Source organism: Brumicola blandensis (genome assembly GCF_031846165.1).
GTDB lineage: Bacteria > Pseudomonadota > Gammaproteobacteria > Enterobacterales > Alteromonadaceae > Glaciecola > Glaciecola blandensis.
The window spans coordinates 1,024,045-1,048,946 of record NZ_JAVRIE010000001.1 but is presented as its reverse complement, the minus strand read 5'-3'; the positions used below and the strand labels follow the sequence as shown (position 1 = coordinate 1,048,946).

Genomic DNA, 24,902 nt, shown 5'->3' with positions numbered 1-24,902 from the left:
AGGAAAGTTGACATGACGAACATGACTGATAAAGATTGGAAAGAAAAACTTTCTGCTGAGGAATATCGAGTAACACGTCAGGCCGGCACTGAACGACCTTATACTGGTGAGTACTTGAATAATGAGTCGACGGGAAATTACTTGTGCAAATGTTGTGGTGCTCAACTCTTCGATTCAGGCGCTAAATACGACGCAGGCTGTGGTTGGCCCTCATTTTATGAACAAAGCGCGGATGCCAACGTGCTATATCGTCCAGATGACTCTCTTGGTATGCGCAGAATTGAGATTGTGTGTAAGCAATGTGAGGCTCATCTCGGTCATGTTTTTGAAGATGGCCCTCAACCTACCGGACAACGATACTGTGTGAATTCATTGTCGCTGCAGTTCGAAGCTAAGGATAATTGAGCGAAATCATAGCAAATCTATATTTTTTTGATGAAAATTTCTTACAAATGAATTTCTGCCCAACATGGCCTACGAATTCTTTGCGTCTGGCGCACCGAATAGCTATCTAAATTTAAATAGTAATGTATTAACAAGGGCTTATTGCTCACATTTTTTGCATTTGAACTTCTCTATCGTTTCCAAGAACGACAAAGCCAATCGCCTTTACGATATCAAATCACATCAACCCAATACAGAGTCTAGCGCTAACTGCTGTATTTGTTGATAAATTACACACATTCATCATGCATCTCTAGAATATTCTGAAAAAGTGAAACTTATCAACAATTTGGCATAAGGCCCTCGTTTGAATAGAATGCGCCCCGAAACCCATTCAACAACCTATGTTTAAAAGGTACTTTGCATGAATCAGCAGTTCGAACAGGAATTACTCACTAGTTGGCAAGAGCGTCAGGAATACGCGGAAAAAATGCTACCTATCATTGGTAAGCTTTATCGCAATCATTGCGTTGAAATCACCGTTTATGGCCGTACCTTACTAAACGCTAGCGCCATTGATGTTATTAAGGCACATCGCACAGTGAGACGTCACGAGGGAGTGAAGCTTAGACTACGTGAAAGTTGGCCAGTACTCGAAGCAATTAGCAACATGGACTTAGCGCCTGTTGAAATAGACATCGGTAAACTGGCGTTTGATTTCCATTATGGCAAAGGCAAAGATCAAACTGATTTACAAAGCTACTTAGATGAAGCACTAAAAGCAGTCCATAATGCTGAAGATGAGCATAAAGCAACAGATGTTGTTCTATACGGCTTCGGCAGAATAGGGCGCTTGTTAGCACGTCTGTTAATTGAAAGACAAGGCAAGAACAATAAGCTGCGTCTACGTGCTATTGTTGTGCGAGGCGGCCGTGAAGGCGACCTAGAGAAGCGTGCAAGCTTATTGCGCCGAGACTCTGTGCATGGGCCTTTTAATGGTAGCATTACGGTTGATGAGGAACGCAAAGCGATAAAAGCAAACGGCTCTTATATCCAAGTTATTTATGCCAACAGTCCTGAAGAAGTTGATTACACCCAATATGGTATTAACAATGCCATTATAATCGACAACACGGGTATGTGGCGTGATGAAGAAGGTCTAGGTCTGCATTTAAAAGCGAAGGGCGCAAGCAAAGTATTGTTAACTGCACCGGGTAAAGGCGATATCAAAAACATCGTTCACGGTGTTAATCATGCTGATATCCTCGATACAGACAATATTCTATCTGCCGCAAGTTGCACAACCAATGCGATCACGCCAGTTCTTAAAGCGCTAGATGAAGAATATGGTATTGAGAACGGACATGTAGAAACAGTGCATTCATTTACTAACGATCAGAACTTAATTGATAATTACCATAAAGCGGATCGTCGCGGTCGAAGTGCATCACTGAACATGGTTATTACTGAAACTGGCGCTGCAAAGGCGGTAGCGAAAGCTTATCCGCAATTAGCAGGGAAATTAACGGGTAATGCGATTCGTGTACCGACACCAAACGTATCTATGGCGATTTTAAGTTTGAACTTGAAGTCAACAACCGACAAAGATAGCTTAAATGACTACCTGCAAACGGCGAGTTTGTTCTCAGACTTGCAGCATCAAATTGATTTCACTGCATCTACCGAAATCGTGTCTACTGACCTAGTTGGTACTCGCGCGGCAAGTGTTGTTGACTCTCAAGCAACTATTGTCGCTGAGAATCGCGCAACGCTTTACGTTTGGTATGATAATGAGTTCGGTTACAGTTGCCAAGTAATGCGTGTTGTTCGTGACATGGCTGGTTTGAAGTACCCTTTAGTACCAAGTGCTGAACCGCTTACTAACAGTTAACTGAGTTTTGGTAGCCAACATTGCTACCACCAGCTACAGCGAAATAGAAAAGCGAAAGTGAGATACTTTCGCTTTTTTTTTGAAAGAACTTCATGTTATTTGAGGTCTGTGTAAATTAAATGAAATGACTTTGTCTTTGCTAGTATTGTGCTAGTGCAGTTCAATCTAACGGTGAGTGGTAAACGCGATGGAAGAGAATACACAAGAAAAAGAGCAAGAAAGTACTGCCGAAATAAAAGGTAAAGGTGTACTTGCTGGTATCAAATCATTTTTTACTACAAGCTCATGGCCAAGGGATTTGCTGTTAGGGGCTATTATCGTTCTTGGCTTTATGACGTGGCAAAACCGAAACCTACTCGAAACGAATGGCTCTATTCAAATAAGTCCGCAAAACTTCATCGATTTACAAGGTGAAATTTACGCATTGGAGCCGAATGATAAGAAAACGCTGGTCTACTTTTTCGCGCCTTGGTGCGCGGTTTGTAAAATGAGCATCGGGAACTTGGATGCAGTGAATACCGACCAATATAATGTCATTAGGGTTGCTTTGGATTATCAATCGCAAGAGGAGATAGAAGCCTTTGCAAAGAATAATAAAGTCAATGGCACTATATTATTAGGTGGTGAACAACATAAATCTCGCTTTAATATTAGTGGTTATCCAACATATTATGTACTCAATGAAAACTTAGAGGTCATTCGTAGTGATATGGGATACAGCACTTATTTAGGCTTGAAGCTGAGAACTGCAGGCTAAAAGATACAGTCCACCGAACACCGAATGACAGAGCTCTATGAATATTTTGTGCTTGTCTACTTACTGATGTTTTAGCATGTGGTAAAGTACGCGAAAAATTAAATAGAGGACGTATACATGGTCATCACCAGTCAGTTTGATAGTGGTAATATTCGAGTCATTCAAGCGCAAGATCCCCAAGATATTCAGCTTGCTATCAACAAAGATAATAATTCCGACTTTTATCAGTGGTTTCACTTTAAATTACAGTCAACAAAGTTTGTTGAGCACAAAATCGTGATTGGTGACCTGAAAGGTTCTGCTTATCCTGATGGTTGGCCGGGTTATCAGGCACTTGCTTCTTATGATAGAGACGAATGGTTTCGTGTTGATACAGAATATGATGGTGATAACTTAACGATAAACTTCGTACCAGAGTATGACTCTGTTTACTTCGCATACTTCACTCCTTACAGCTATGAGCGTCATCAAGATTTCCTTTCTTCAGCACAAATGTCTTTTGATTGCGAGCTACGTCATTTGGGTTATACCATCGATAAACGTGATATGTCATTGCTCGTTATCGGTGAAGAAGCTGAAGGCAAAAATAAAATTTGGGTAACAGCACGTCAACACCCTGGTGAGTCAATGGCGGAATGGCTAGTTGAAGGTATGGTTAGACGTTTGTTGGATGAAGATGACGGTGTTGCGAAAAGTTTATTAGAACAAAATACATTTTACGTGATCCCAAACATGAATCCTGACGGTTCGGCGAGAGGTCATTTGAGAACGAATGCCGTGGGAACGAACCTCAACAGAGAATGGGAAACGCCCTCATTAGAGAAAAGTCCCGAGGTTTATCACACCTTAAAAGCGATGGATGAAATTGGGGTCGATATGTTCTTAGACATTCATGGCGACGAGGCTTTACCCTATAACTTCGTGGCAGGATGCGAAGGAAACCCGAACTACAATACCAAGCTTGAAGAACTCGAAAATACCTTTAAGCAAGCCTTGCTAATGGCTACGCCAGAATTCCAAGATGTGTTTGGTTACGATAAAGACGAACCAGGTAAAGCCAACCTAACAATCGGTGCAAATGCGGTAGGCCACCGCTATCAGTGTCTTTCATATACATTGGAAATGCCGTTCAAAGATAATCAGAACTTACCTGATCCTGCTTATGGTTGGTCAGCGCCACGTTGCCAACAATTGGGTGAAGACCTTTTAATTGCAGTAAGAGCGGTGAGTTCGAAACTTCGCTAAAGTTAACACGCGACAAAGCACCCGTTTGGGTGCTAAAGTTAAGAAAGCTTGATTCTGGGCTCGGCAGAAGCGCTGAAAAGCGTGGGTGACAGCTTATGCCACCTTGCAAATACCAGCAAAGCATGAACAATAGATTCAAATTGACATATAAAAATAAGAAAAAGAGGACGTTACTTTGGAAAGCTTATTAGACTTTTTTAACCTTATAGATGGATTTTTAGGCAGTGCAGCTTGGTTTCCCTATGTCTTACTTGGCGTAGGTGCATTTTTTACGATTTATTTGAAATTCCCGCAAATTCGTTTTTTCAAACACGCTTGGTTGGTCGTTACTGGAAAGCTTGATAAGGGTGATGAACCTGGTGATACCACACACTTTCGTGCACTAACTACAGCGCTCTCGGGCACAGTCGGTACCGGAAATATCAGTGGTGTTGCGTTTGCTATATTCTTAGGTGGCCCGGCTGCATTATTCTGGATGTGGGCAACAGCATTCTTGGGTATGACAACGAAATTTGTGGAAGTCACACTATCACACAAATATCGTGTTAAAACTGAAGATGGCACCATGGCTGGTGGTCCCATGTACTACATGGACAGACGATTAAATATGAAATGGTTGGCTGTCGCGTTTGCAATCGCTACGGTGATCAGTTCATTCGGAACAGGCAACCTTCCTCAAAGTAATGGTATCGCAACGAGTATTGAGTCAACATTTGGTTTTTCTCCAATGTTGGTTGGTGGTGTTCTCGCTATAATATTAGGCTTAGTTATCCTTGGCGGTATTCAACGCATTGCAGCCGTTACGTCTAAAATCGTTCCTTTGATGGCAGTCGTTTATATTATTGGTGCGTTTGCCGTTATTTTTGCGAATGTCGAGAATATCGGTCCTGCATTTGGGGCTGTTATTAGCGATGCTTTCACGGGTTCAGCCGCTGCTGGTGGTTTCTTAGGTGCGACACTCGCCTATGCTTTTAACCGTGGTGTAAACCGTGGTTTGTTTAGTAACGAAGCCGGTCAAGGTTCTGCTCCAATTGCGCATGCCGCAGCAAAAACCAAAGAACCTGTATCAGAAGGTATGGTGTCTATTTTAGAACCGTTCATCGATACCATTATTATCTGTACTATTACCGGCTTAGTGATCTTGTCGTCTGGCGTTTGGAAAGAGAAACATCAAAATATTTTCGACCGTTCAGACATGATGTTTATCGCAGGTGAGTATCAAGAATCTAAAAACGAAGATGTACAGGTTCTATTCAAGCATCTAAACAAAGTCGACGAAGATGCAATTACTAACTTCACCGGTGAAATTCAAGTGGTGAATGGTGTTGCTGTCAGCGATGGATTTACTTTACTGAACAGTCGCTCTTTCGCTGAAGATGTGACTTATAGCGTAGGTTCAACCGAAGACCCATATACTGGGCGTTTACTGGTGGAAGATGGCGCGTTAGTCAAACAATCTATCATTGTTGAGGGTAAGTCACTGGTTCACTCTGCGAATCTCACGGCGATTGCCTTTACTCGCGGTTTCTTTGGCGAATACGGTAAGTACATTGTCTCGATTGGGCTACTATTATTCGCGTTCTCGACCGCTATCGCTTGGTCTTATTACGGTGATAGAGCAATGACTTATTTGTTAGGTCCTCGTTCAGTTATGCCTTACCGAGTGATCTATTGTGCTGGTTTCTTCTGGGCAGCTATCTCGGATACCACGCTAGTTTGGGCTTTATCTGCGGTGGCGATAGTCGTTATGACTTTACCAAACCTGTTTGGGATCATGATGCTACGCAAAGAAATGAAAGAATCGGTGAACGAATACTGGGAAAAAGTAAAAAAATAATTCCTAGCAAATAGTAAAATAAAAAGAGTTTAATCGACTGGTCGATTAATCTCTTTTTACGTATAAGAACCTAAGATTTTATTAAGGAGACATGTATGGCAATTACAGCATGCCCATCCTGTTCTAAACCCATTTCAGATAAAGCAAAAACATGCAGCCATTGTGGTTTTAACATCGGCAATGCAAGTGCTGAAGACATTGCGAGAAAAGCAAGCCTGAAGCGTTACAAAGCGATGCAAAGCTTACAAAATCAATCTATGGTTGCGATTTTAATGTTTATTGCGGGTTTCGGTTTTATTTATTGGGGTGGCTCAGAGCCTGGAGAAATCCAGTATAATCTGTCGATAGCTGCCACAGTATTTGGTTTTGCTTGGTACGCCGTCAATCGCGTGCGAATTGTTTTAGCAAAAAGGAAATAAGATGGATGTACAACAGTTAGTTCAAGCCATGACGCCGCAAATATATGACAATTTGCGCAATGCGGTAGAAACCGGTAAGTGGCCTGATGGCACGCCGTTGACCGAAGAGCAAAAGGAAAACTCTTTGCAAGCGGTGCTGTTATATCAATCACGCATTGAACAATCTGAACAACACATGACCATAGGCAAAGACGGCGAAGTGGTACAAAAAAGCAAATCTCAATTGCGTCAAGAGCTACAACAAGAAGCCACTAATCAAAGCCCTATAGCGCGGTTTAAACAAGATGATATTTGAACGTTTATTTAAAGCAAAACACCTTCACTCTGATCCAGACACCCGTATTCAGGCAATTGAAAGTCTTTCTTTAGACAAAGCGAGTGATAAGCAAGCGTTGCATGAACTAGCGTTCAACGATAGCGATGCGAGAGTGAGTTTAGCAGCGCTGGACAAATTAAATTCTTTTGCCTTATGGTTAAAAGCGTCTGAAACCGCTGAAAACTCACGAATTAAAAAACGTGCCTACGAAAAGGTGTTAGCTGAGGTTAATAACCCAGACTCCAACTTGATCAGTGCGAGTGAATTTGCGGCTTTTGTTGCTGAGTCAAAAAATACAAATTTATTAGAAGACCTCTTGTCTTCGAATCGACGCTTGCAAGAAAACGATGCGCTGGCCTTAGCTAGCTTGCTTAAAATCGACAAGGTGAATACCACTCGCCTTTATTTTCGAGAGCATGCCAATCAGGCTCAACAACTCGTTATTGTTAATCGTACTAGCGATATCAATGAGTTAAGTAAATTATTGAAATTCAGTCAGTTTGACGTGGTTGTCGCCGCTGCTGAGAAGAGAATTAACGAATTAAAAGAACTAGAAGCGAAACCAATTAAGCTGAAACAAGATGCTACCTTGGTTATTTCAAAAATGCTCGCGTTAAAAGATCAAAATGACTATGAGTACATCTATGAACATAGACAAGGCTTAGTCTCACAATTTGAAACCTTGAAAAAGTCTTTTTCTATTCTGGATGAAGAATCCGCCTTGATACTTGCAGAAAAGTACTTGCGTGTGGGTGAGTCACTGGAAAAGCGTTTAGCGGCGCTGAAAGGTGAGTGGCAAAGTGCTAACGAGCTGAAAGAAACTACCAATGCCTTGGCTGAAATTGAGAATCGATTTAATCAGGTTAAACAACAAATAGATGCAATATTGGCGTCAATTGATGATCCAAGCCTGTTAGCACAATCAAAGCTATTAAGTAACGCATTAGAAGATATAGCAAGTGACGTAGAAGATGCGCGTAATCGACCTCAGACAACCGCTCACAAGCGCCATATCAAACAAATCGTCCAACACATCGAGCAATATAGAGCCTTTCTCATTGCCTTGCCTGAAGCAAAGGAAAACAAGGTAAAAGCAATGGCCTTGCTGACAGAGTTGGAAGGTCTTTCTGAAGGTTTGACAACACAAGAGTTAAATGAAGCATTGCATGCTTTGAAAAAACAATGGCAAGCGCTACGAAGCGACCTTAATTTACCTTTGCCTGAAAGTGTATTAAGCGCTTGGAAAACCGCTGAAAAAAAGTATCGAAGCACGCTGAATAGTGCGTTTGAGGAAATCAAACAACAAGAAAAAAAGGCGGTAGGTAAGCTGCTAACAGTGCAGCGCATGATTCGACAAGGTAGCTACAAGCCAGCTATCTCAACGTTTAGACATGCAAAAGCACAGTTCGAAGGCTTACCTGAAAAAGCGCAGCGCGCGCAACAAAAGTTATTTGATGAACTCTCTGATAAAGTCACTGAGTTACAGGAGCTTCAAGCATTTATAGCTGCGCCAAGAAAGCCGGCCTTGCTTGAAGATGCAATGAAACTGGCGAATGAGAAAAATATTGATGACCTAGGTGAGCGAGCTAAGCAAGTAAAGGTGCTAAGGTCAGATTGGAACGGTTTAGGCAAGTTGGGTACAGAAGAGGATGATGAACTCAACAAGCGATTCGATGAGGCTTTAGAGCAGGCATTTGCGCCTTGTCGTGAGCACTACGCTGAACAGGAAAAGCTAAGAGCCGAGAACGCTAAAGTTGCAGAGCAGTTGATTCAGCAGCTATCCGCTTTGCAAGAACAAGAGAATGTGGCGAGTTTAGGGCGCTCACTCAGCGCGCTGAATAAGAAATGGCGTGAAATTGGTGTTTTAGAACACGACCAAAGAAAGCGACTGCAAAAAGATTACTATGCCGCTCAAAAACCGATCCAAGTCAAACTCGATCAGTACTATGCCGAAAACGCAGAGCAAAAGCAGCAATTGGTCACACGGGCTGAGCGACTCAATGACAGTGAAGATTTGACGCAAGCCGTGGATCAAGCGAAACAATTCCAGCAGCAATGGAAAGCCTTGGGGTTTGCGGGAAAAAACATTGATGACAAGTTGTGGAAAGCATTTCGCGCGGCCAATGATAAAGTGTTTGCTAAACTCAATGAAAAAAGAGACGAGCAAGCCGGCGAAATCTCTGCCTCACAGAAGTTAATCGCTGATATCTTACAACCAATCCATAAAGCGATTGATGCTGCTAACGATTCTGCTAGTTTGGCTGAACTGACAGAGCAAGCGAACTCGGCAAAAGTTCATATGAGCGAACTTCCACCAAAGCTTGCAAAAATTGAAGGGCAAAAAATCGAACGAGTGCTAGAAAATATTAACGATAAGTCTCGCGCTCTCGATAAGCAACGAAGTGAAGCGCAGTGGGATAGCTTATTCACGACGCTAGCAGCGTGGAAAAGCGGTGAGAATGAAGACGTTGATCTGCCAGATACCTTCGAGCAACTTCCCAAGCGGTTTCAGAGCCTCTTTAAACAAAGCAATACAGCATCTGCAGACCGTAAAGCTATTACGATCCAAGCCGAAGTCTTACATGATTTGCCAAGCAACAAAGCTGATGAAAAGCAGCGCAAAGAACTACAATTGCAGATGATGGCTTCTAAACTTGAAGGCAATGAGCCACAGACCCTACAGACCTTACTAGCCGATTGGGTGTCACATGGTCCATTGCAGAAAGAAGATCAGGCGTTACTCAAACGATTGAAGAAAGTGTTTGAAGCTCAATGAGTAAGCTAAGCGCAAGCAGAATAGGCACTGATAGCATCATGAGAGTAGAGAATGCGTAAACATATTTATGTAGCTTATACTGGCGGTACAATTGGTATGAAGCCCTCTAAGAATGGCTTCGTTCCGGCTGAAGGCTATTTAAGTGAAACACTCGCCAAAATGCCAGAGTTTCAACGCAGCGAAATGCCAGCGTTTACAATCCATGAATATGATGAGCTGCTCGATTCCAGTGACATGTCACCGGCAGACTGGCAGTTGATTGCTGATGATATTGATCGTCATTATGATGATTACGATGGTTTTATTATTTTGCATGGCACTGATACCATGGCATATACGTCATCTGCTTTGTCATTCATGCTAGAGGATCTTGCAAAGCCAGTCATAGTGACTGGATCCCAAATCCCATTGGCAGAATTACGTTCGGACGGGCAAACGAACTTGCTCAATGCGCTATACATTGCGGCAAATTATCCAATCCCTGAAGTTACCTTGTTTTTCAACAACAAGCTGTTAAGAGGCAATCGCGCTCGCAAAGTCGATGCGGACGGTTTTGACGCCTTCGACTCGCCCAATTTTCCAGTACTATTGAAAGCGGGTATTAATATTGAAGTCAATCATGACAACGTAAGACGTTTAGCGACTGACCCTTCTTTTAAAACTCAAGCGCGAATGCGCGTTAGTCCAGTGATATCTCAACCTATTGGTCTAGTTAGTTTGTATCCAGGTATTTCTGCAGATGTGGTAAAAAATATTATCCAACAGCCAGTAAATGCCCTTATATTATTAAGCTACGGAGTCGGCAATGCGCCGCACAATGAACGCTTATTGGAACAACTTGTCAATGCACAGAAGCAGGGGATTATTGTCGTCAATTGTACCCAGTGTTTCCGGGGCAAAGTGAATATGAGTGGGTATGCGAATGGACATATTTTGCAAGACACCGGCTTAATATCTGGCGGCGATATGACACCAGAGGCGACACTTGCTAAATTACACTATTTGCTCAGTAAAGCTGATTTACCGATAGAAAAGCGCAAACAGCTGATGATGCAAGACCTGCGCGGCGAGCTTTCTCGTAAGTAACAAACACGCATTGATTTGATTGCGTTCGTGTACCAAATTCCTTCCAGTTACTAGCTTCAATTACCTAATTTCCTCAATGAATTAGTTGATTTAGATCAATTATGTATTATAATTTCAGAAATTATTGAAACTTCAAAAGGTTTGGTTGTGAAAATGACACCCATGATAGCGTCTTTTGTGATGCACTTCGGTGAGATGGGCAGCCGTTGGGGCTTTAATCGTACCGTTGGGCAAATATATGCTTTGCTTGTGATGACTGAGGAGCCACTGAGCGCGAATGATATTGCAGAAACGCTCAGTATTTCGCGTGGTAACGTGAGCATGGGCTTGAAGGAATTAGCGTCTTGGCAGTTGGTGACGACAACTCACAAACCCGGTGATAGAAAAGACTACTATCGCAACAAAGGGTCTATCTGGGATATGGCCAATCGAGTTTTTGAGGAGCGCCGTAAGCGCGAGATGGATCCAACCCTAAGCCTGCTTAGAGATATTATGCTCGATGAGCCCGGGAATGCATCTGAAGTGTATGCGCAAGAGCAGATTTCAGAAATCCATGATCTATTGGAAAATATCACTCACTGGACGCAAAGTCTGCAGTCACTCAGCCCTGAAAAATTGAATACCTTAATGAAACTGGGCTCTGGGGTGGGCAAAGTTTTAGACATGAAAGATAAGTTTTTAATGAAAAAGTCGGAATGAAGGAAATCTTAGTCAATCTTTAAATAAGTCCTTTTTCTTTTTCTCCACGCTCACCATTTTTTAGAGCGATTGTGTCCGAGGTCTATTATGTTTGATGTACTGATACTATCTAGAATTCAGTTTGCCGCTAATATTAGCTTTCATATTCTATTTCCAACTATCACCATTGCACTTGGTTGGTTACTGTTTTATTTCAAAGTACGCTATGACTTATCGAATCACCCAGTATGGATGCGAGCATATCGTTTCTGGGTAAAAGTATTCGCTTTAACCTTCGCGCTTGGGGTTGTGAGCGGTATTACAATGTCCTTTCAATTTGGTACCAATTGGCCCGGTTTCATGGAGACCATTGGTAACATCGCTGGACCTTTGCTTGCCTACGAGGTGTTAACGGCATTCTTTTTAGAAGCAACGATGTTAGGCATTATGCTATTTGGCTTTCATCGTGTTCCTCGGTGGGTTCACACAGGCGCCACTTTCCTCGTCGCATTTGGCACAACGATGTCGGCCTTTTGGATATTGGTACTAAACTCATGGATGCAAACACCTGATGGTTTCGAAATGAGGGAAGGGGTAGCTTATGCTACGGATTGGATGGCCATTATTTTTAATCCTTCTTTTCCGTATCGCTTCACTCATATGCTATTGGCTTCTGCTCTGACTGTTTGTTTTTTAGTCGCAGGACTATCGGCCTATCGAATTTATCGGGGTGACAATAAAAAAGCCCCAAGACTAACCCTAAAAACAGCGATCTTTAGTGCTGCGTTGTTAGCGCCTACGCAAGTTTTTGTGGGGGATTTACACGGCTTAAATACGCTCGAGCATCAACCTCAAAAGGTAGCTGCAATGGAGGGCTTATGGGAAACTCAAGAAGGCGTGCCGTTAGTGTTGTTTGCGATCCCAGATGAAGAATCACGAAGCAATAAATACGCCCTAGAAATTCCAAAGCTTGCTAGTGTGATCTTAACCCACGATCCGGAAGGTGAGTTGCAAGGCTTGAATGACTTTGCAGGCGAGCATCCACCTGTGGCTCCTGTATTTTATAGCTTCAGGCTTATGGTAGGCTTAGGATTTACTATGTTGCTTGTCGCTTGGTGGTGTACCTTTACCTTAGTGAAAAAGCGCGCTATGTCTACATTCCAGCTAATGACTCTTATTAGTATGACTTTTGCGGGTTGGGTTGCGACGTTAGCCGGTTGGTATGTTACTGAAATTGGACGTCAACCTTATCTTGTCAGCGGCGTCTTGAAAACCGCAGATGCGGTGACCACGATAGCCTCCGAGAATGTCTTACTGACTTTTGTTCTATACATGACCATGTATGTTGTCTTGCTTGTTGTATATGTGCGTACGCTATTTTTAATGGCAAGACGTGCAGTGAAAATTGAAGAATATGATTTGTCACCACCGGGCTTACCAGAGCGAAAAGATAATCAATTCAATGCAAATGCAAGCGCGGGAGGGGTATAAAATGGACTTCTTATTTTCAGCACAAGGTCTGCCGCTTGTATTTGCCATCCTGACCGCTGTTTCTATTTTGCTATATGCGATCCTTGATGGCTTTGACCTAGGTGTCGGGATTTTACTTCCTATGCAAGATGAGCACAGTAGAGATGTTTCTATTTCTTCAATAGGGCCATTCTGGGACGCTAATGAGACTTGGTTAGTACTTGCGGTAGGTTTGTTATTAGTTGCTTTCCCAGCAGCGCACAGTGCGATTTTAAAGGCATTTTATCTACCGGCTACGCTCATGCTGTTAGCGCTCATTCTGCGTGGTGTAGCTTTTGATTTTAGAGCGAAAGTAAAACCCAAACGAAAAATCATTTGGGACTACGTATTCAAAATTGGCTCGATCGGCACGGCTTTCATGCAAGGTTTTATGCTTGGCTTGTATGTTATGGGTTTGGAATATACTTTGATCTCTGTTGCTTTCGCCATGTTTAGCGGCTTATGTGTGGTCGCCGCCTATGGTTTGATAGGGGCAACTTGGTTGATCATGAAAACCTCGGGCGAACTGCAAAACAGAGCCATCATGTGGGCGAAGAGTTACGGTACGGTCAGTGCTATCGGTATTATTGCGGTTTGTCTGGTTAACCCCTACATAAATCCTTCTGTCTTAAAAATATGGACAGAGTTACCTTGGGCCTATTTTTATGCCGCCATACCGCTACTTTGTGTCGCTATGTTTGCACTTGGATACGCAGTTTTGCATCGACTTCCTCTGCAAGACGACCGAGGAGCTTGGCTTCCCTTTGTGATTGTCGTGATTGTATTCGTGTGCTGTTTCTTAGGCTTAAGCTTCAGCTTCTATCCTTACATTGTGCCTGGCGAACTTACCTTGTTTGAGGCCGCGAGTGCACCAGAATCACTTATGATTATATTGGTAGGTAGTTTGTTTGTGTTGCCATTTATTGGGGCTTACACAGTGTTCTCATACTACACCTTTAGAGGCAAAACCGAGGACTTACGCTATTACTAAGCAATCAAGCACATAGGGCAAATTGCTGATAAATCTGCTAGTCTAGGATGAGGTGTACCTATAAGGATGTTTTATGAACTACCAGAAAAAGCTGCGGCAATTAAATGTCAGCATGTGCATATTATTAGGGATGATATGTAGTGTTTTGTTTGTTGGGAGAGAGGCGCTACCTGCTTATTTATTCTCAGAAACGGTCAGCGGAGAAGTCGTCGAATATAGTGTTACCAGAGACAGACCATCGTATATGACGGCTTCTCAACATACGCCGGAAATGCATGAAGTACTTGTTGAGTACATCTATGATGATACGAAGTATTGGTTCTGGGTTAATGCGCACGTCTATAGTGCTGCGGGCTTCCTCACGACAGGAGATACTGTGACGGTGGCCTTTGATACGGAGTACCCAGAGTTCGGGTATCTTATGAATTACGCATTGTTTAGTACGCTTGCATCCATATTATTCCCGTTCATCTTGCTCATTTTAATTGTGGTAACGCCACAGTGGCTTTTTACTATCAAAAAAGCGAAGGAAGAAAGGGCAAAATAGCCCTTTCTTATTTAACTTCTACACCCGCCGCTTGTTTATCAGCATGGTAACTAGAACGTACCATCGGCCCACAAGCAGCATGGGTAAAACCAATTCCTTTTGCGTAGTCGCCGAGTTCATCAAACTCTGCAGGCGGCACATATCGTTTAACTGGGAAGTGATGCTTACTTGGTTGTAAGTATTGACCAAGTGTCAGCATGTCCACATTGTGGGCTCTAAGATCATCTAGTACTTTTTGCATTTCATCCGCTTCTTCGCCCATGCCCATCATTAGGCCAGACTTTGTCGGAATATCAGGGTGCTGTTCTTTGAACTTGCGCAGCAAATCAAGTGACCACTGATAATTAGCGCCAGGTCGGCATTCACGATACAAGCGTGGAATAGTTTCCAAGTTATGATTGAAAACATCAGGAACGCCTTGTTTGAAAATCTCTAAGGCACGATCCATTCTTCCTCTAAAGTCAGGAACGAGGACTTCAATTTTTGTACTTGGGCTGTGCTCGCGAATGGCATTGATGCAATCAACGAAGTGCTGAGCGCCACCATCTCTCAGGTCATCACGGTCAACCGAAGTAATAACGACATAGCTCAATCCCATTTCTGCAATCGTTTTGGCTAATTTTTCAGGCTCTTCCGCGCTAGGTGGAAGTGGCTTGCCATGAGCAACGTCGCAGAAAGGGCAACGACGAGTACAGATATCACCCAAGATCATAAAGGTTGCTGTACCGTGGTTAAAGCACTCTGCTAAATTAGGGCAACTCGCTTCTTCACATACCGAATGTAGCTTATTTTTACGTAAGGTCGCTTTAATATGTTCTATGCGATCAGTGGTGCGAGGAAGCTTGATTTTAATCCATTCAGGCTTTCGTAGCATTTGTTCTTTTTCGGTGGGGACAATTGTGATGGGAATGTGTTTAACTTTCTCATCATCTCTTAATTTTACACCAGCTTGTGGACGTGTATTATTCATCGTCACCTTCTCTAAATTCTTTGTGCTTAATACCCAAAAGAGTACAAAAATGTTCAACTAATTGTGGACCTGCTTGCGATAAACTTTCCGGGCCACCTAGGCTGATACTATTCACCATTTCCATTCCCGCGTATCCGCAAGGGTTTATTCGTTGAAAAGGACTCAGGTCCATATTAACATTTAAGGCTAAACCATGAAATGAACATCCTTTACGTATGCGCAGGCCAACAGAACATAACTTCTTTTCGTCTACATAAACACCAGGTGCGTCTTTCTTTGCGTAGGCTTTAACGTCATAGTCGGCCATCAGCGCGACAATACTATCTTCTAATGCGCTGACCAAGTGACGAACACCTAATTTATTACGTCGAACGTCAATGAGAATATACAGCATTTGTTGTCCAGGACCGTGATAGGTCACTTGACCACCGCGGTCAACTTGCACTACCGGAATATCTCCAGCCGCTAGGATATGCTCTGACTTGCCTGCTTGGCCTTGAGTAAATACAGGTGGATGTTCAACTAACCAAATTTCATCAGGAGTATGCTCATTACGCTCGTCAGTAAATTTCTGCATAGCTTGCCAAGTAGGCGTATATTCTTTCCTACCTAATTGACGCACGATAGTAGGGAGTGTCGATTCACTCAAGCTACAGAACCACTCGTACTAACTCGAGTTTTGACAACTCTGTGTAAATGGTTTCCATATGGTCTTTGCTTTCTACCTTCACACTGAGTGACATAGAGTGATAAGTCCCTTTGCTTGAAGGCTTAACGCTAGGCGAATAGTCGCCTGGCGCTAACTCTTGCAAACGTGTTACAACAACCTCAGGTAGCGTTGGGTGCGCCACACCCATGACTTTAAATGTTTGTAAACAAGGAAAGTCTAGGAGTTCATCGAACTTTGTATCCATCGTCATATTAATCTTCGAAACCTAATTTAAGAGATACCCAATCCATTGCTTTATCAAAGAAGCCACCTTCCTCTACTTCATGTAGTGTGACTAAAGGGTAAGTCGCCACATTTTCGCCTTCAAGCTGCAGAAACAACTTACCAACGACCTGGCCTTTGGCAATCGGTGCTTCTAAGCTTTCGCTAAGCTCGAAATGGGCTTTTAATTTGTCAACTTGGCCACGAGGGATAGTGATAGGAGTGGACTGATTTAAACCTAAGTCGACCGTTTCACGATCACCCATGTAAATGCGGTGAGCAACGAAGCTATCACCGGCTTGGTATGGCGTGACTGATTCATAGAAGCGGAAACCATAACGCAGCAGCTTTTTGTTTTCCACCTTTCTAGAGCGCTCACTGTCTGTGCCCATAACAACCGATATCAGGCGCATATCACCTTGAGTTGCAGAAGTAATTAAGCTGTAGCCTGCGTCAGAGGTGTGACCCGTTTTAATGCCATCTACATTAAGGCTTTTGTCCCATAGCAAACTATTTCGATTAAATTGCTTAATGCCGTTATACGTAAACTCTTTAATGCTATACAAAGCGTAGGCTTCAGGTAATTCAGAAATTAACGCAGAAGATAGGGTCGCCATGTCACGAGGTGAAGTGTAGTGGTCAGGGTCGTGTAGGCCATGACTGTTCACAAAATTACTCGCGCTCATGCCCAGGCTTTGGGCGTGTGCGTTCATCATACTAGCAAAAGCGTCTTCGCTTCCTGCGATGTGTTCAGCCATCGCCACACAAGCATCGTTACCTGATTGCACAACTATACCGTTGAGTAATTCACGAACGGAGACTTTTGTACCTACTTCGATAAACATTTTTGAAGAATCTGGGAAGTTTTTCGCCCAAGCATTCTCAGAAATTGTCACCATGTCATCAAGGCTTATGTTGCCAGCTTTGATTTCTTTTCCGATGACATAGATTGTCATGATTTTCGTCAAACTTGCTGGAGCAAGACGCATATCAATATTTTTTTCAGCAATAACGTGACCGGTGTTGTGGTCCATTAGCATAAAGCCGCCGGCGGCAACACTCGGTGGTGGAGGGATAACAATCGCAGCGTTAGCTAAAAAGCAAGTCGCGGCAAGGAGTAACGTAGAAACTATTTTTAAGCGCATTTATTCAACCGTTGGTTTGTGGTTTATCATTTTGATATGAATTGCCTGACTTACCCGCCTTTATTATTTTTATGATGACGAATACAGCTTTTCATTCATGATTTGTTAACTGTGGATTTTATAACATTCTACCCACCGACTACTAGTGCAATACAGGATTTATTGTTTAATCTGCTGGCACGACGAGAGGAAAGGCATTATCAAATCCAATATTTTTCAATTCTTCGATAAGTTTTTCGGCCTTTTGTTCATTTTTTAATGGCCCTAAACGTAATCGGTACACATTATCTATTAAAGGCGTGTCGGCAGGTACTTGATATAAGCGACTTAAACCTTCGGATAATTCGATGACTGCCTCTTGATTTGAAAATGCACCCACTTGCACAAATAACTCATCTAAACTAGGTCTTTCGGTAGCCAATAGGCTAGGGCTAAGTGCCTTTGCGGGAGCGAGGTCAACTCTATTATTATCGTTTGATTTGGGTTCAGCTTGGGCTGCTAATGCGGTTCGTTTTTGATTTGGTGCAGCGATCGATGGAGGCACTTGTGGTTGTTGTGGTTCGCCATTGCCTACTGTCATGATGCCATTTTCATCAATATGGATGACTTCAATCTTCACATTTGCGACCCCGTGGGAAATCACGTCTAGTTTTTTCGCAGCGGCATAACTCAAATCAATCACGCGGTCGGGATGAAAAGGGCCGCGATCATTTACTCGTACGATCGTCGTTTTATTATTGTCTAAATTAGTGACTTTCACGAAAGAAGGTAGAGGCAATGTTTTGTGTGCGGCGGTCATTTCGAACATATCGTAAATTTCGCCATTGGAAGTTAAATGGCCATGAAATTTCTGTCCATACCAAGATGCACCGCCAACTTCCACAAACCCTTTCCCTGTAAACATCGGCGTATAGTATTCACCAAATACAGTATAGGGCCTGCTATTTGCCGGCGCATAGGGCTCATACCGAGGTACGGCATCTTCAAGTTCGAGTTCTCCATAGCGAAACTGTGGAGCACTATCTTGTTTTTGGGTGTAGCGGCTACTATTGTTTGACTCACAGGCGAACAAGCTCAAGCCCATCAAACATAAGCACAAGTGTCTATTTAGCGCGTTCATTCCATTGTCACTTTTGAGTTATTATTATAAATTTATCTCGACATCAGTCGTTTTTGTGTACTGATTGACATTAAAATACCAAATCCAGCCAGCAGAGTCACCATTGATGTTCCACCGTAGCTCACAAGGGGAAGAGGAACACCCACCACTGGCAGCAAGCCAGATACCATGCCCATGTTTACGAATACATAAACAAAAAAGGTCAGGGTGATACTGCCTGCCAGTAATTTACTAAATGCATCTTGGGCTAAGTTCGCAATCATCATGCCCCGGATAATAATACACATATAAATAAACAATAGACCGATTACGCCAATCAGACCAAACTCCTCGCTGAAAACAGCAAAGATAAAATCAGTGTGCCGCTCTGGTAGAAATTCTAATTGAGATTGAGTACCTTGCAACCAACCTTTACCACTGACTCCACCAGAGCCTATCGCGATTTTAGATTGAATAATGTGGTAACCAGATCCCCATGGATCGCTTTCAGGATTCAAAAAAGTGAGTACTCTTTGTTTTTGATAACCCTGCATGAGAAATATCCACATTATCGGCGCGAACAAGCTCGCCATAATGCTTATCACTGAGATTAAGCGCCATGTCATTCCGGAGAGAAAAAGTGCGAAGATACCAGAGCTTGCTACTAATAAACTGGTACCTAAATCGGGTTGTTTAGCAATTAAGATGGTGGGTATAAAAACGATAATGAAGCCGATTGCAATATTGCGGGTACGTGGCGGCAGGTTGAACTTGCTGATATACCAAGCAATCATTAACGGCACAGCAAGTTTCATTACCTCAGACGGCTGAAACCGGATAATGCCAAGATCTAGCCAGCGTTGTGCACCTTTACCCACAACCCCAAAGAATAGAACCCCGAGTAGCATGATCAGCCCAAAACCATAAAAATAAATAGCCAGTCTTCGATAGGCCATCGGTGGTATTTGCGCCAAGACAACCATCACTAACAATGCAATACCTAGGCGTGTGAACTGACGAGTGACTAAGTCCCAATCTTGGCCACCCGAACTGTAGATTGTGACTAAACCAATGCCCATCAGGCACAGTAAGGCGAACAATAAAAAGCCATCGATGTGAAGGCGTTCCAGAAAAGTGGTTTTTACGGTTGTAAATTTAGTTGCCACTACTGACTCCACTCACAATACTGACGTTGTCAGGAGCTGTGCTATTTGCCTTTTGTGCAATACCTTTTGCTTTAATTTCACTGAAGTAATAATCCATTATCGTGCGAGCGGCCGGTGCTGCATTAGAACTGCCGCCGCCAGCATTTTCAATGACTACAGATAAACTAATTTCAGGCTCAGAGTAGGGCGCGTAACCTACGTACATGGCGTTGTCTCGCAAACGAGCAGAAACGTTCTCTTCTTCATATTCAGCGTCTTGAGCAACAGAAAATAACTGTGCTGTACCAGTTTTACCGGCTGAAACATAATCGGTCCCTCTAAATGCAGTATGCGCTGTTCCATGCTCTCGGTTCACCGTTCCATATAGTGAATCGAGTATAATGTCCCAGTTCTTTTCATCGATCATTTGTATCGGTTCTTGCATTACCACGGGAATTGGATCGACAGCGCCTTCAACCATGTAGCCCTGAATTAAACGAGGGGTGTGTTTTTCACCTTTGTTCACAAGGAAATTGAGTGATTGAGCGAGTTGTAGCGGCGTCGCATTCCAGAAACTTTGTCCAATCCCTACGGGAATCGTATCACCGATATACCAAGGCTCTCCGAACCTGGCACGTTTCCAGCCACGACTAGGCATATTGGCGCCAGACTCTTCATGCAAATCAATACCAGTACGGCTACCAAAGCCAAACTGCTTCATGCTATCACTGATACGATCTATGCCCAATTTAAAGGCCAAATCATAATAGAACGTATCACAAGATACTTCGACCGACTTAGTGACATCTACGTCGCCGTGTCCCCATTTTTTCCAGTCACGCCAAACATGGTCAACGTTTTTCAATCGATATGTACCGCGGTCTTTAATTGTCGTGGTCTCGTCAATTTCGCCGGTTTCTAAGCCAAGCAAAGCGAGGTGAGGCTTGATTGTAGAGGCAGGGGGATACCGGCCTTGTGTTGCTCTGTTAAGGAGTGGACTGTCTTTTGATTGCAGAAGTTTAGAATAATCTTTGGTACTTATACCATGAACGAACAAATTAGGGTCGTAGCTTGGGCTGCTATACAAGGCCATGACACCGCCAGTTTTGGGATCGGTGATAACCACCGAACCTCTGCGGCCAGCCAGTACTTCTTGAGCTTTCTTTTGTAAATTAATATCTATATTAAGTACGATGTCTCTACCCGGAGTAGGAGGGTCGAAGCTCAATACCCGAATAATACGCCCACGGTTATTCACCTCTACTTGCTGGTATCCTACTTTGCCATGCAGTGTTTCTTCATGGAAACGCTCAACACCTTGTCTTCCTATGTCATGTGTTGCAGCATAGTTCGACAGTTGCTCGCTTTGTCCGAGCTTTTCTAAGTCTTTTTTATTGATCTTAGCGACGTAACCTAGCATATGTGTAAGCGTATCTTTGAAAGGATAGTATCGAGATAAACGGGCTTCGATGCTGACACCCGGGAACTGATGCTGCTTTGCTGAAAACAACGCTACGTCGTCGTGTGAAAGTTGTTGTCGAATAGAAATCGGTTTAAAACGACGTTGTTGCTTCATTTGTTTCTTAAATGCATTGACCTCGGCGTCAGTCAATGACATTAAAGCGGATAGCTGTTCCAGTGTTTCGTCGAGTTCGTCTACTTTTTCAGGCGTAATCTCCAGGCTGAAAACGGGTTTGTTCTCAGCCAAAATAACACCATTTCTGTCGTAAATGAGGCCTCGATTAGGCGCCACTGGCAATACTTGAATTCGGTTACCGTTTGAACGAGTTTGATAATCTTCATATTGGGTAACTTGCAATTTATACAAGTTGATAATAATGACCAGCATCAGCAATGAAACAAAGACAATCGCCACTACCGTTCTACGGGCAAATAAATTCGCTTCTGCAGTGTGGTCGCGTATCGTTTGGCGCTTTTGTGGCATTATGCTTTTCTACTCACTCTCTATGGTAAGGGTGATTTTGTGTGACAGACCATGCTCGGTATAAACTCTCTGCGACGATAACCCTAACCATTGGATGGGGTAGCGTTAAGTTAGACAAAGACCAGCGTTGTTCTGAAGCTTGTTGACACTCAGGTGATAGGCCTTCGGGACCGCCAATCAATAAACTGATATCGCGCCCGTCCATTTTCCACTTGTCCAACTCTTTGGCTAATTGCGGTGTAGAGAGGGGTTTACCCAACACTTCCAAAGTCACTACTTTGTTTCCCTTTGGTATCTGTTGTAAACAACGTTGCCCTTCTTCATACAGAATTCTTTGCACATCTGCATTTTTGCCGCGTTTACCAGGAGTGACTTCTAAGAAGGACACTGGCATATCTCTAGGGAAGCGTCGAATATACTCATTCGTGCCTTCGACAACCCAATTGGGCATTTTGTTCCCTACCGCGACAATTTGAATTTGCATAGTGACAGCCAGATTTGACTAGGCTATTGCCAAAGCTTTTCGAGTTGATAAAAGTCGCGCGTTTCATCCTGCATGACATGCACAACAACATCACCTAGGTCGACTAGCACCCATTCACCGCTTTCTTTACCTTCTACAGAAAGGGGAGGCATTTCAGCCGCTTTCATTTCAACGACTAAGTTCTCGGCAATGGATGACACGTGGCGTTTAGAATTTCCCGAACAGACAATAAGCATGTCAGTTATCGTGGATTTATCTTCTACGTTTATTTCAATGATGTCTCTAGCTTTCATGTCGTCTAGTTTGTCGACGACGAATTTTACGATTTCACTTTGGTTCAAGTTGATTCCTATCGTTTATGATTCATACAAATGGTGTTTATGGATATAGTTTAACACCGATTCAGGCAACAATGCTTCGCTGATTTTTGCTTCAGACTCATTTCGAGTACGAATTTCGTTTCTTATTTGAGTTGAGGAGACATTCAGCAACTTCGTTTCCAATGCAACTACCTTACCAGTTTGTGTGTGTAAACTGAGTAACTGCGCTTCATTTAGGGGTTTTTTAGCGCTACAGTCCATATACTCTGATATTTCTGGAAAGTGCAGTAGTGCTTCTCTACCACGCTTTAACACGAAAATGTTACACAATTGAATAAGTGACTGCCACTGATGCCATGAACGTAAACTATTGAATGAGTCAGTGCCCATGAATAACCAAAGAGGCGATTGTGTTCTTTTTTTCAATTGCTTAAGGGTTTCAACTGTATAACTTGTTTTGTTTGAGCGTATTTCGATATCTTCAATACAAAAGCGACGGTCTTCCGCGCATAACAAAGCAAGCATCGCAAGTCGATGCTCTGTGCTCACCTCTGGTGTTACTTTGTGCGGCGGAATATGACAAGGCATCAATGCGAGCTTGTTTAAAGACAATAGGTTCAATGCGTCTTGCAATGGATGCAAATGGCCAAAGTGCGGGGGATTAAACATGCCACCGAAAATAGCGGTCGGCGTTAATGTTGCGGAGTTCGGCTCAGAATAGGGCATAGGTGGCCTATTTTATTAGCGTAATGGCAAATGCTGCAAAGGTGCAGGCATGAACATGACAGCTAAATGACTCAGTAGTATAAATGGCTTTCGAGTTTGTTCACTTTTCAGAATAAGATCGGCTTGTTGTAAATGCGTCATCATTAACTGTAAATCTGCGTCTGACAATCTTTGCAGAGCGCTTCGATACAGGCCTTGTTTACTTTGCCAAATCCGCATTTTATTAAAGTTGATATTACCTTCCAAGCTTTGCATCGATTTGCATTCTAGTAAGGTTTGCGCCTCTTTAATGAGACTCCATAAAATAATATTCGGCTCAACACCTTCACTTTCCAAGCGATAGAGAATTTTTATCGCCTTTTGCATATCACCAGCAAGTAAATCATCGATAAATTGAAAAACCGTGAAACGAGATTGATCGACCATACTATTGGCCAACATTTTCTCATCCACTGTTTGACCAGAGTCTCCATACATCAAGGATAGCTTTTCTATTTCTTGTTTGGCAGCTAACAGGTTTCCTTCACTAAAGTCACAAATCATTGCCATACCAGCAGGGGTAACGTTGACTTGTTGTTCGCGGCACCGTTGTTGCACCCATTGCTGCAATTGTTTGCCTTCAAGTGGGTAGCAGTGAGAAAACATGCCTTTGCTATCTAGGGCTTTAAACCACTTCGCCTTTTGAACATCTTTACCAATTTTGGGACCTTGGATTAAAATTATTGTATCTGGAGAAGGATTTTCACTTATGGCTGTCAGTACTTTACTGCCTTCAGCGCCAGGCTTACCCGTCGGTAAGGTTAATTCAATGTATTGCTTGTCAGAAAATAATGACATTGTTTGAGTGGCATCAATCAATTGTGACCAACTGAAATCGGTATCTGCTACTAAGGTTTGTCGCTCTTCAAACCCTTGCGTTTTGACGTGTGCTCGAACGCAATCAATCATATCTAGTTTTTGTTGAGGCTCGTCGCCAAAGATCAAAATAAAGGGGCTAAGTCCTTGTTGTTGAACATGCTGTTCAAAACGGTTGGGATATACCTGCATTTAATTATCTCTGCTCTGAATTGCTCTGGCCTTTCTATCTTCGATTGAACTCAGTGCTTCAGTGTATTGGCTTGAAAGAAGACGAATGATGCGGTCCGCTGATTCTTGACGCATTTGGTCTAATACGAGGTCGAGCTCTCGCGATTTAGCCAACACTTGATCAGGGTCGTCTTGATATTCGCGTGCGACAATCATTTTCGACTGTATGGGTTCAGCAAAAGGAAAAATGACTTCGTATTCTACCGAATAAATTAACTCATACTCAGCAACTTGGCCTGTTGAAAAAACGGAGAGTAGGCGGCGCTCTAAGCCCTCAGGCTGCAGCTTTATTAATACGACGGTTGTTGGCTCAATGCCACTTGGGATCGTTTTCTCACCTACAATACTGTTCAACTGGTAAACCGGTAGGCGGTCATCTAAGGCTCTAGCAAGGGGTAAGTAATCAAACTGCGACAAAATAACCACATTGTTTAAGAAACTGGGTAAGGCTTGTGAGCCGCGAAGCTTGAAACCGCAACCTTGCAGAGTTAGCACAAATATCACCAGGACAAAGGCAATTTTCACTTTAGAGAATAGCGCGCAAAAAGAAAGACTGGTTTGCTGAAGCAAACTGTCTTTCTCTTGTGTATTGCCTATATGATTAAGCATATTAGA

At 43.0% G+C, this 24,902-nt stretch carries 25 protein-coding genes; 13 read left to right on the top strand and 12 right to left on the bottom strand.

All coding sequences use genetic code 11. The features are described from left to right. The first annotated feature begins 12 nt into the window (after nucleotides 1–12). The 13 genes from msrB to RM544_RS04490 all read left to right on the top strand — a co-directional run bounded on the left by msrB (nucleotide 13) and on the right by RM544_RS04490 (nucleotide 14,436). Nucleotides 13–405, top strand: coding sequence for a peptide-methionine (R)-S-oxide reductase MsrB (msrB, locus tag RM544_RS04550; protein WP_311360574.1), 393 nt, complete (start codon nucleotides 13–15; stop codon nucleotides 403–405). A gap of 403 nt (nucleotides 406–808) precedes the next feature. Then, nucleotides 809–2,275: a glyceraldehyde-3-phosphate dehydrogenase gene (locus RM544_RS04545; RefSeq protein WP_311360573.1), complete on the top strand. Its 1,467-nt coding sequence runs from the start codon at nucleotides 809–811 to the stop codon at nucleotides 2,273–2,275. Between the two features lie 187 nt (nucleotides 2,276–2,462). Next, nucleotides 2,463–3,032, top strand: a complete 570-nt coding sequence (locus tag RM544_RS04540; RefSeq protein ID WP_311360572.1) for a TlpA family protein disulfide reductase — start codon at nucleotides 2,463–2,465, stop codon at nucleotides 3,030–3,032. A gap of 117 nt (nucleotides 3,033–3,149) precedes the next feature. Then, on the top strand, nucleotides 3,150–4,277 hold the full coding sequence (locus RM544_RS04535; RefSeq protein WP_311360571.1) for a M14 family metallopeptidase: 1,128 nt from the start codon (nucleotides 3,150–3,152) through the stop codon (nucleotides 4,275–4,277). A gap of 175 nt (nucleotides 4,278–4,452) precedes the next feature. Next, nucleotides 4,453–6,114 carry an alanine/glycine:cation symporter family protein gene (locus RM544_RS04530; protein WP_311360570.1) on the top strand — a complete coding sequence of 554 codons (1,662 nt, stop codon included), beginning with the start codon at nucleotides 4,453–4,455 and terminating at the stop codon, nucleotides 6,112–6,114. A gap of 95 nt (nucleotides 6,115–6,209) precedes the next feature. Further along, nucleotides 6,210–6,533 (top strand): zinc-ribbon domain-containing protein, encoded by a 324-nt coding sequence (locus RM544_RS04525; protein ID WP_311360569.1) that lies wholly within the window; start codon nucleotides 6,210–6,212, stop codon nucleotides 6,531–6,533. A 1-nt stretch (nucleotide 6,534) separates the two neighbouring features. Next, on the top strand, nucleotides 6,535–6,828 hold the full coding sequence (locus tag RM544_RS04520) for a YeaC family protein (protein WP_311360568.1): 294 nt from the start codon (nucleotides 6,535–6,537) through the stop codon (nucleotides 6,826–6,828). Then, a complete protein-coding gene (locus RM544_RS04515) occupies nucleotides 6,818–9,625 on the top strand; it encodes a DUF349 domain-containing protein (RefSeq protein ID WP_311360567.1) in 2,808 nt (935 codons plus the stop codon). Before RM544_RS04520 ends, RM544_RS04515 begins: the two co-directional genes overlap by 11 nt. A 51-nt stretch (nucleotides 9,626–9,676) precedes the next feature. Continuing rightward, nucleotides 9,677–10,711 (top strand): asparaginase, encoded by a 1,035-nt coding sequence (ansA, locus tag RM544_RS04510; protein ID WP_311360566.1) that lies wholly within the window; start codon nucleotides 9,677–9,679, stop codon nucleotides 10,709–10,711. Between the two features lie 147 nt (nucleotides 10,712–10,858). Further along, nucleotides 10,859–11,410, top strand: coding sequence for a GbsR/MarR family transcriptional regulator (locus RM544_RS04505; RefSeq protein ID WP_311360565.1), 552 nt, complete (start codon nucleotides 10,859–10,861; stop codon nucleotides 11,408–11,410). 87 nt (nucleotides 11,411–11,497) lie between these two features. Continuing rightward, on the top strand, nucleotides 11,498–12,880 hold the full coding sequence (locus tag RM544_RS04500; RefSeq protein WP_311360564.1) for a cytochrome ubiquinol oxidase subunit I: 1,383 nt from the start codon (nucleotides 11,498–11,500) through the stop codon (nucleotides 12,878–12,880). Nucleotide 12,881: 1 nt separating this feature from the next. After that, on the top strand, nucleotides 12,882–13,889 hold the full coding sequence (gene cydB / locus RM544_RS04495; RefSeq protein ID WP_311360563.1) for a cytochrome d ubiquinol oxidase subunit II: 1,008 nt from the start codon (nucleotides 12,882–12,884) through the stop codon (nucleotides 13,887–13,889). A 112-nt stretch (nucleotides 13,890–14,001) separates the two neighbouring features. After that, the gene (locus RM544_RS04490; protein ID WP_311360562.1) at nucleotides 14,002–14,436 is read left to right on the top strand and encodes a DUF3592 domain-containing protein; all 435 of its coding nucleotides are present in this window, start codon (nucleotides 14,002–14,004) and stop codon (nucleotides 14,434–14,436) included. A gap of 7 nt (nucleotides 14,437–14,443) precedes the next feature. On the opposite strand, the gene lipA is transcribed toward RM544_RS04490, so the two are convergent. The 12 genes from lipA to RM544_RS04430 all read right to left on the bottom strand — a co-directional run bounded on the left by lipA (nucleotide 14,444) and on the right by RM544_RS04430 (nucleotide 24,896). Beyond that, nucleotides 14,444–15,406, bottom strand: coding sequence for a lipoyl synthase (gene lipA / locus RM544_RS04485; RefSeq protein ID WP_311360561.1), 963 nt, complete (start codon nucleotides 15,404–15,406; stop codon nucleotides 14,444–14,446). Continuing rightward, the gene (gene lipB / locus RM544_RS04480) at nucleotides 15,399–16,055 is read right to left on the bottom strand and encodes a lipoyl(octanoyl) transferase LipB (RefSeq protein WP_311360560.1); all 657 of its coding nucleotides are present in this window, start codon (nucleotides 16,053–16,055) and stop codon (nucleotides 15,399–15,401) included. The genes lipA and lipB overlap by 8 nt, the downstream gene beginning before the upstream one ends. 1 nt (nucleotide 16,056) lies before the next feature. Next, nucleotides 16,057–16,320, bottom strand: coding sequence for a DUF493 family protein YbeD (gene ybeD, locus RM544_RS04475; RefSeq protein WP_311360559.1), 264 nt, complete (start codon nucleotides 16,318–16,320; stop codon nucleotides 16,057–16,059). A gap of 7 nt (nucleotides 16,321–16,327) precedes the next feature. After that, nucleotides 16,328–17,482 (bottom strand): serine hydrolase, encoded by a 1,155-nt coding sequence (locus RM544_RS04470; protein WP_311360558.1) that lies wholly within the window; start codon nucleotides 17,480–17,482, stop codon nucleotides 16,328–16,330. 166 nt (nucleotides 17,483–17,648) lie between these two features. Then, the gene (locus tag RM544_RS04465; protein ID WP_311360557.1) at nucleotides 17,649–18,602 is read right to left on the bottom strand and encodes a septal ring lytic transglycosylase RlpA family protein; all 954 of its coding nucleotides are present in this window, start codon (nucleotides 18,600–18,602) and stop codon (nucleotides 17,649–17,651) included. A gap of 32 nt (nucleotides 18,603–18,634) precedes the next feature. Continuing rightward, nucleotides 18,635–19,747 carry a rod shape-determining protein RodA gene (gene rodA / locus RM544_RS04460; protein ID WP_311360556.1) on the bottom strand — a complete coding sequence of 371 codons (1,113 nt, stop codon included), beginning with the start codon at nucleotides 19,745–19,747 and terminating at the stop codon, nucleotides 18,635–18,637. Continuing rightward, a complete protein-coding gene (gene mrdA / locus RM544_RS04455; RefSeq protein ID WP_311360555.1) occupies nucleotides 19,737–21,671 on the bottom strand; it encodes a penicillin-binding protein 2 in 1,935 nt (644 codons plus the stop codon). The genes rodA and mrdA overlap by 11 nt, the downstream gene beginning before the upstream one ends. Nucleotides 21,672–21,684: 13 nt before the next feature. Further along, a complete protein-coding gene (rlmH, locus tag RM544_RS04450; protein ID WP_311360554.1) occupies nucleotides 21,685–22,155 on the bottom strand; it encodes a 23S rRNA (pseudouridine(1915)-N(3))-methyltransferase RlmH in 471 nt (156 codons plus the stop codon). A 23-nt stretch (nucleotides 22,156–22,178) separates the two neighbouring features. Then, the gene (rsfS, locus tag RM544_RS04445; RefSeq protein WP_311360553.1) at nucleotides 22,179–22,496 is read right to left on the bottom strand and encodes a ribosome silencing factor; all 318 of its coding nucleotides are present in this window, start codon (nucleotides 22,494–22,496) and stop codon (nucleotides 22,179–22,181) included. 15 nt (nucleotides 22,497–22,511) lie between these two features. Further along, nucleotides 22,512–23,201, bottom strand: coding sequence for a nicotinate (nicotinamide) nucleotide adenylyltransferase (gene nadD / locus RM544_RS04440; RefSeq protein ID WP_311360552.1), 690 nt, complete (start codon nucleotides 23,199–23,201; stop codon nucleotides 22,512–22,514). 15 nt (nucleotides 23,202–23,216) lie between these two features. Continuing rightward, nucleotides 23,217–24,248, bottom strand: a complete 1,032-nt coding sequence (gene holA, locus RM544_RS04435; protein ID WP_311360551.1) for a DNA polymerase III subunit delta — start codon at nucleotides 24,246–24,248, stop codon at nucleotides 23,217–23,219. After that, nucleotides 24,249–24,896, bottom strand: a complete 648-nt coding sequence (locus RM544_RS04430; RefSeq protein ID WP_311360550.1) for an LPS-assembly lipoprotein LptE — start codon at nucleotides 24,894–24,896, stop codon at nucleotides 24,249–24,251. Between the last annotated feature and the right edge of the window lie 6 nt (nucleotides 24,897–24,902).

Excerpts from the sequence above, each read along its gene's own strand:
- RM544_RS04520 (WP_311360568.1), top strand. The coding sequence starts at position 6,535 with ATGGATGTACAACAGTTAGTTCAAGCCATGACGCCGCAAATATATGAC.
- RM544_RS04540 (WP_311360572.1), top strand. The coding sequence starts at position 2,463 with ATGGAAGAGAATACACAAGAAAAAGAGCAAGAAAGTACTGCCGAAATA.
- RM544_RS04465 (WP_311360557.1), bottom strand. The coding sequence starts at position 18,602 with ATGAACGCGCTAAATAGACACTTGTGCTTATGTTTGATGGGCTTGAGC.
- holA (WP_311360551.1), bottom strand. The coding sequence starts at position 24,248 with ATGCAGGTATATCCCAACCGTTTTGAACAGCATGTTCAACAACAAGGA.
- RM544_RS04490 (WP_311360562.1), top strand. The coding sequence starts at position 14,002 with ATGTGCATATTATTAGGGATGATATGTAGTGTTTTGTTTGTTGGGAGA.
- lipA (WP_311360561.1), bottom strand. The coding sequence starts at position 15,406 with ATGAATAATACACGTCCACAAGCTGGTGTAAAATTAAGAGATGATGAG.
- msrB (WP_311360574.1), top strand. The coding sequence starts at position 13 with ATGACGAACATGACTGATAAAGATTGGAAAGAAAAACTTTCTGCTGAG.
- ansA (WP_311360566.1), top strand. The coding sequence starts at position 9,677 with ATGCGTAAACATATTTATGTAGCTTATACTGGCGGTACAATTGGTATG.
- RM544_RS04500 (WP_311360564.1), top strand. The coding sequence starts at position 11,498 with ATGTTTGATGTACTGATACTATCTAGAATTCAGTTTGCCGCTAATATT.
- RM544_RS04525 (WP_311360569.1), top strand. The coding sequence starts at position 6,210 with ATGGCAATTACAGCATGCCCATCCTGTTCTAAACCCATTTCAGATAAA.
- rlmH (WP_311360554.1), bottom strand. The coding sequence starts at position 22,155 with ATGCAAATTCAAATTGTCGCGGTAGGGAACAAAATGCCCAATTGGGTT.
- RM544_RS04430 (WP_311360550.1), bottom strand. The coding sequence starts at position 24,896 with ATGCTTAATCATATAGGCAATACACAAGAGAAAGACAGTTTGCTTCAG.
- RM544_RS04470 (WP_311360558.1), bottom strand. The coding sequence starts at position 17,482 with ATGCGCTTAAAAATAGTTTCTACGTTACTCCTTGCCGCGACTTGCTTT.
- mrdA (WP_311360555.1), bottom strand. The coding sequence starts at position 21,671 with ATGCCACAAAAGCGCCAAACGATACGCGACCACACTGCAGAAGCGAAT.
- RM544_RS04545 (WP_311360573.1), top strand. The coding sequence starts at position 809 with ATGAATCAGCAGTTCGAACAGGAATTACTCACTAGTTGGCAAGAGCGT.
- RM544_RS04535 (WP_311360571.1), top strand. The coding sequence starts at position 3,150 with ATGGTCATCACCAGTCAGTTTGATAGTGGTAATATTCGAGTCATTCAA.
- nadD (WP_311360552.1), bottom strand. The coding sequence starts at position 23,201 with ATGCCCTATTCTGAGCCGAACTCCGCAACATTAACGCCGACCGCTATT.
- cydB (WP_311360563.1), top strand. The coding sequence starts at position 12,882 with ATGGACTTCTTATTTTCAGCACAAGGTCTGCCGCTTGTATTTGCCATC.
- RM544_RS04515 (WP_311360567.1), top strand. The coding sequence starts at position 6,818 with ATGATATTTGAACGTTTATTTAAAGCAAAACACCTTCACTCTGATCCA.
- ybeD (WP_311360559.1), bottom strand. The coding sequence starts at position 16,320 with ATGGATACAAAGTTCGATGAACTCCTAGACTTTCCTTGTTTACAAACA.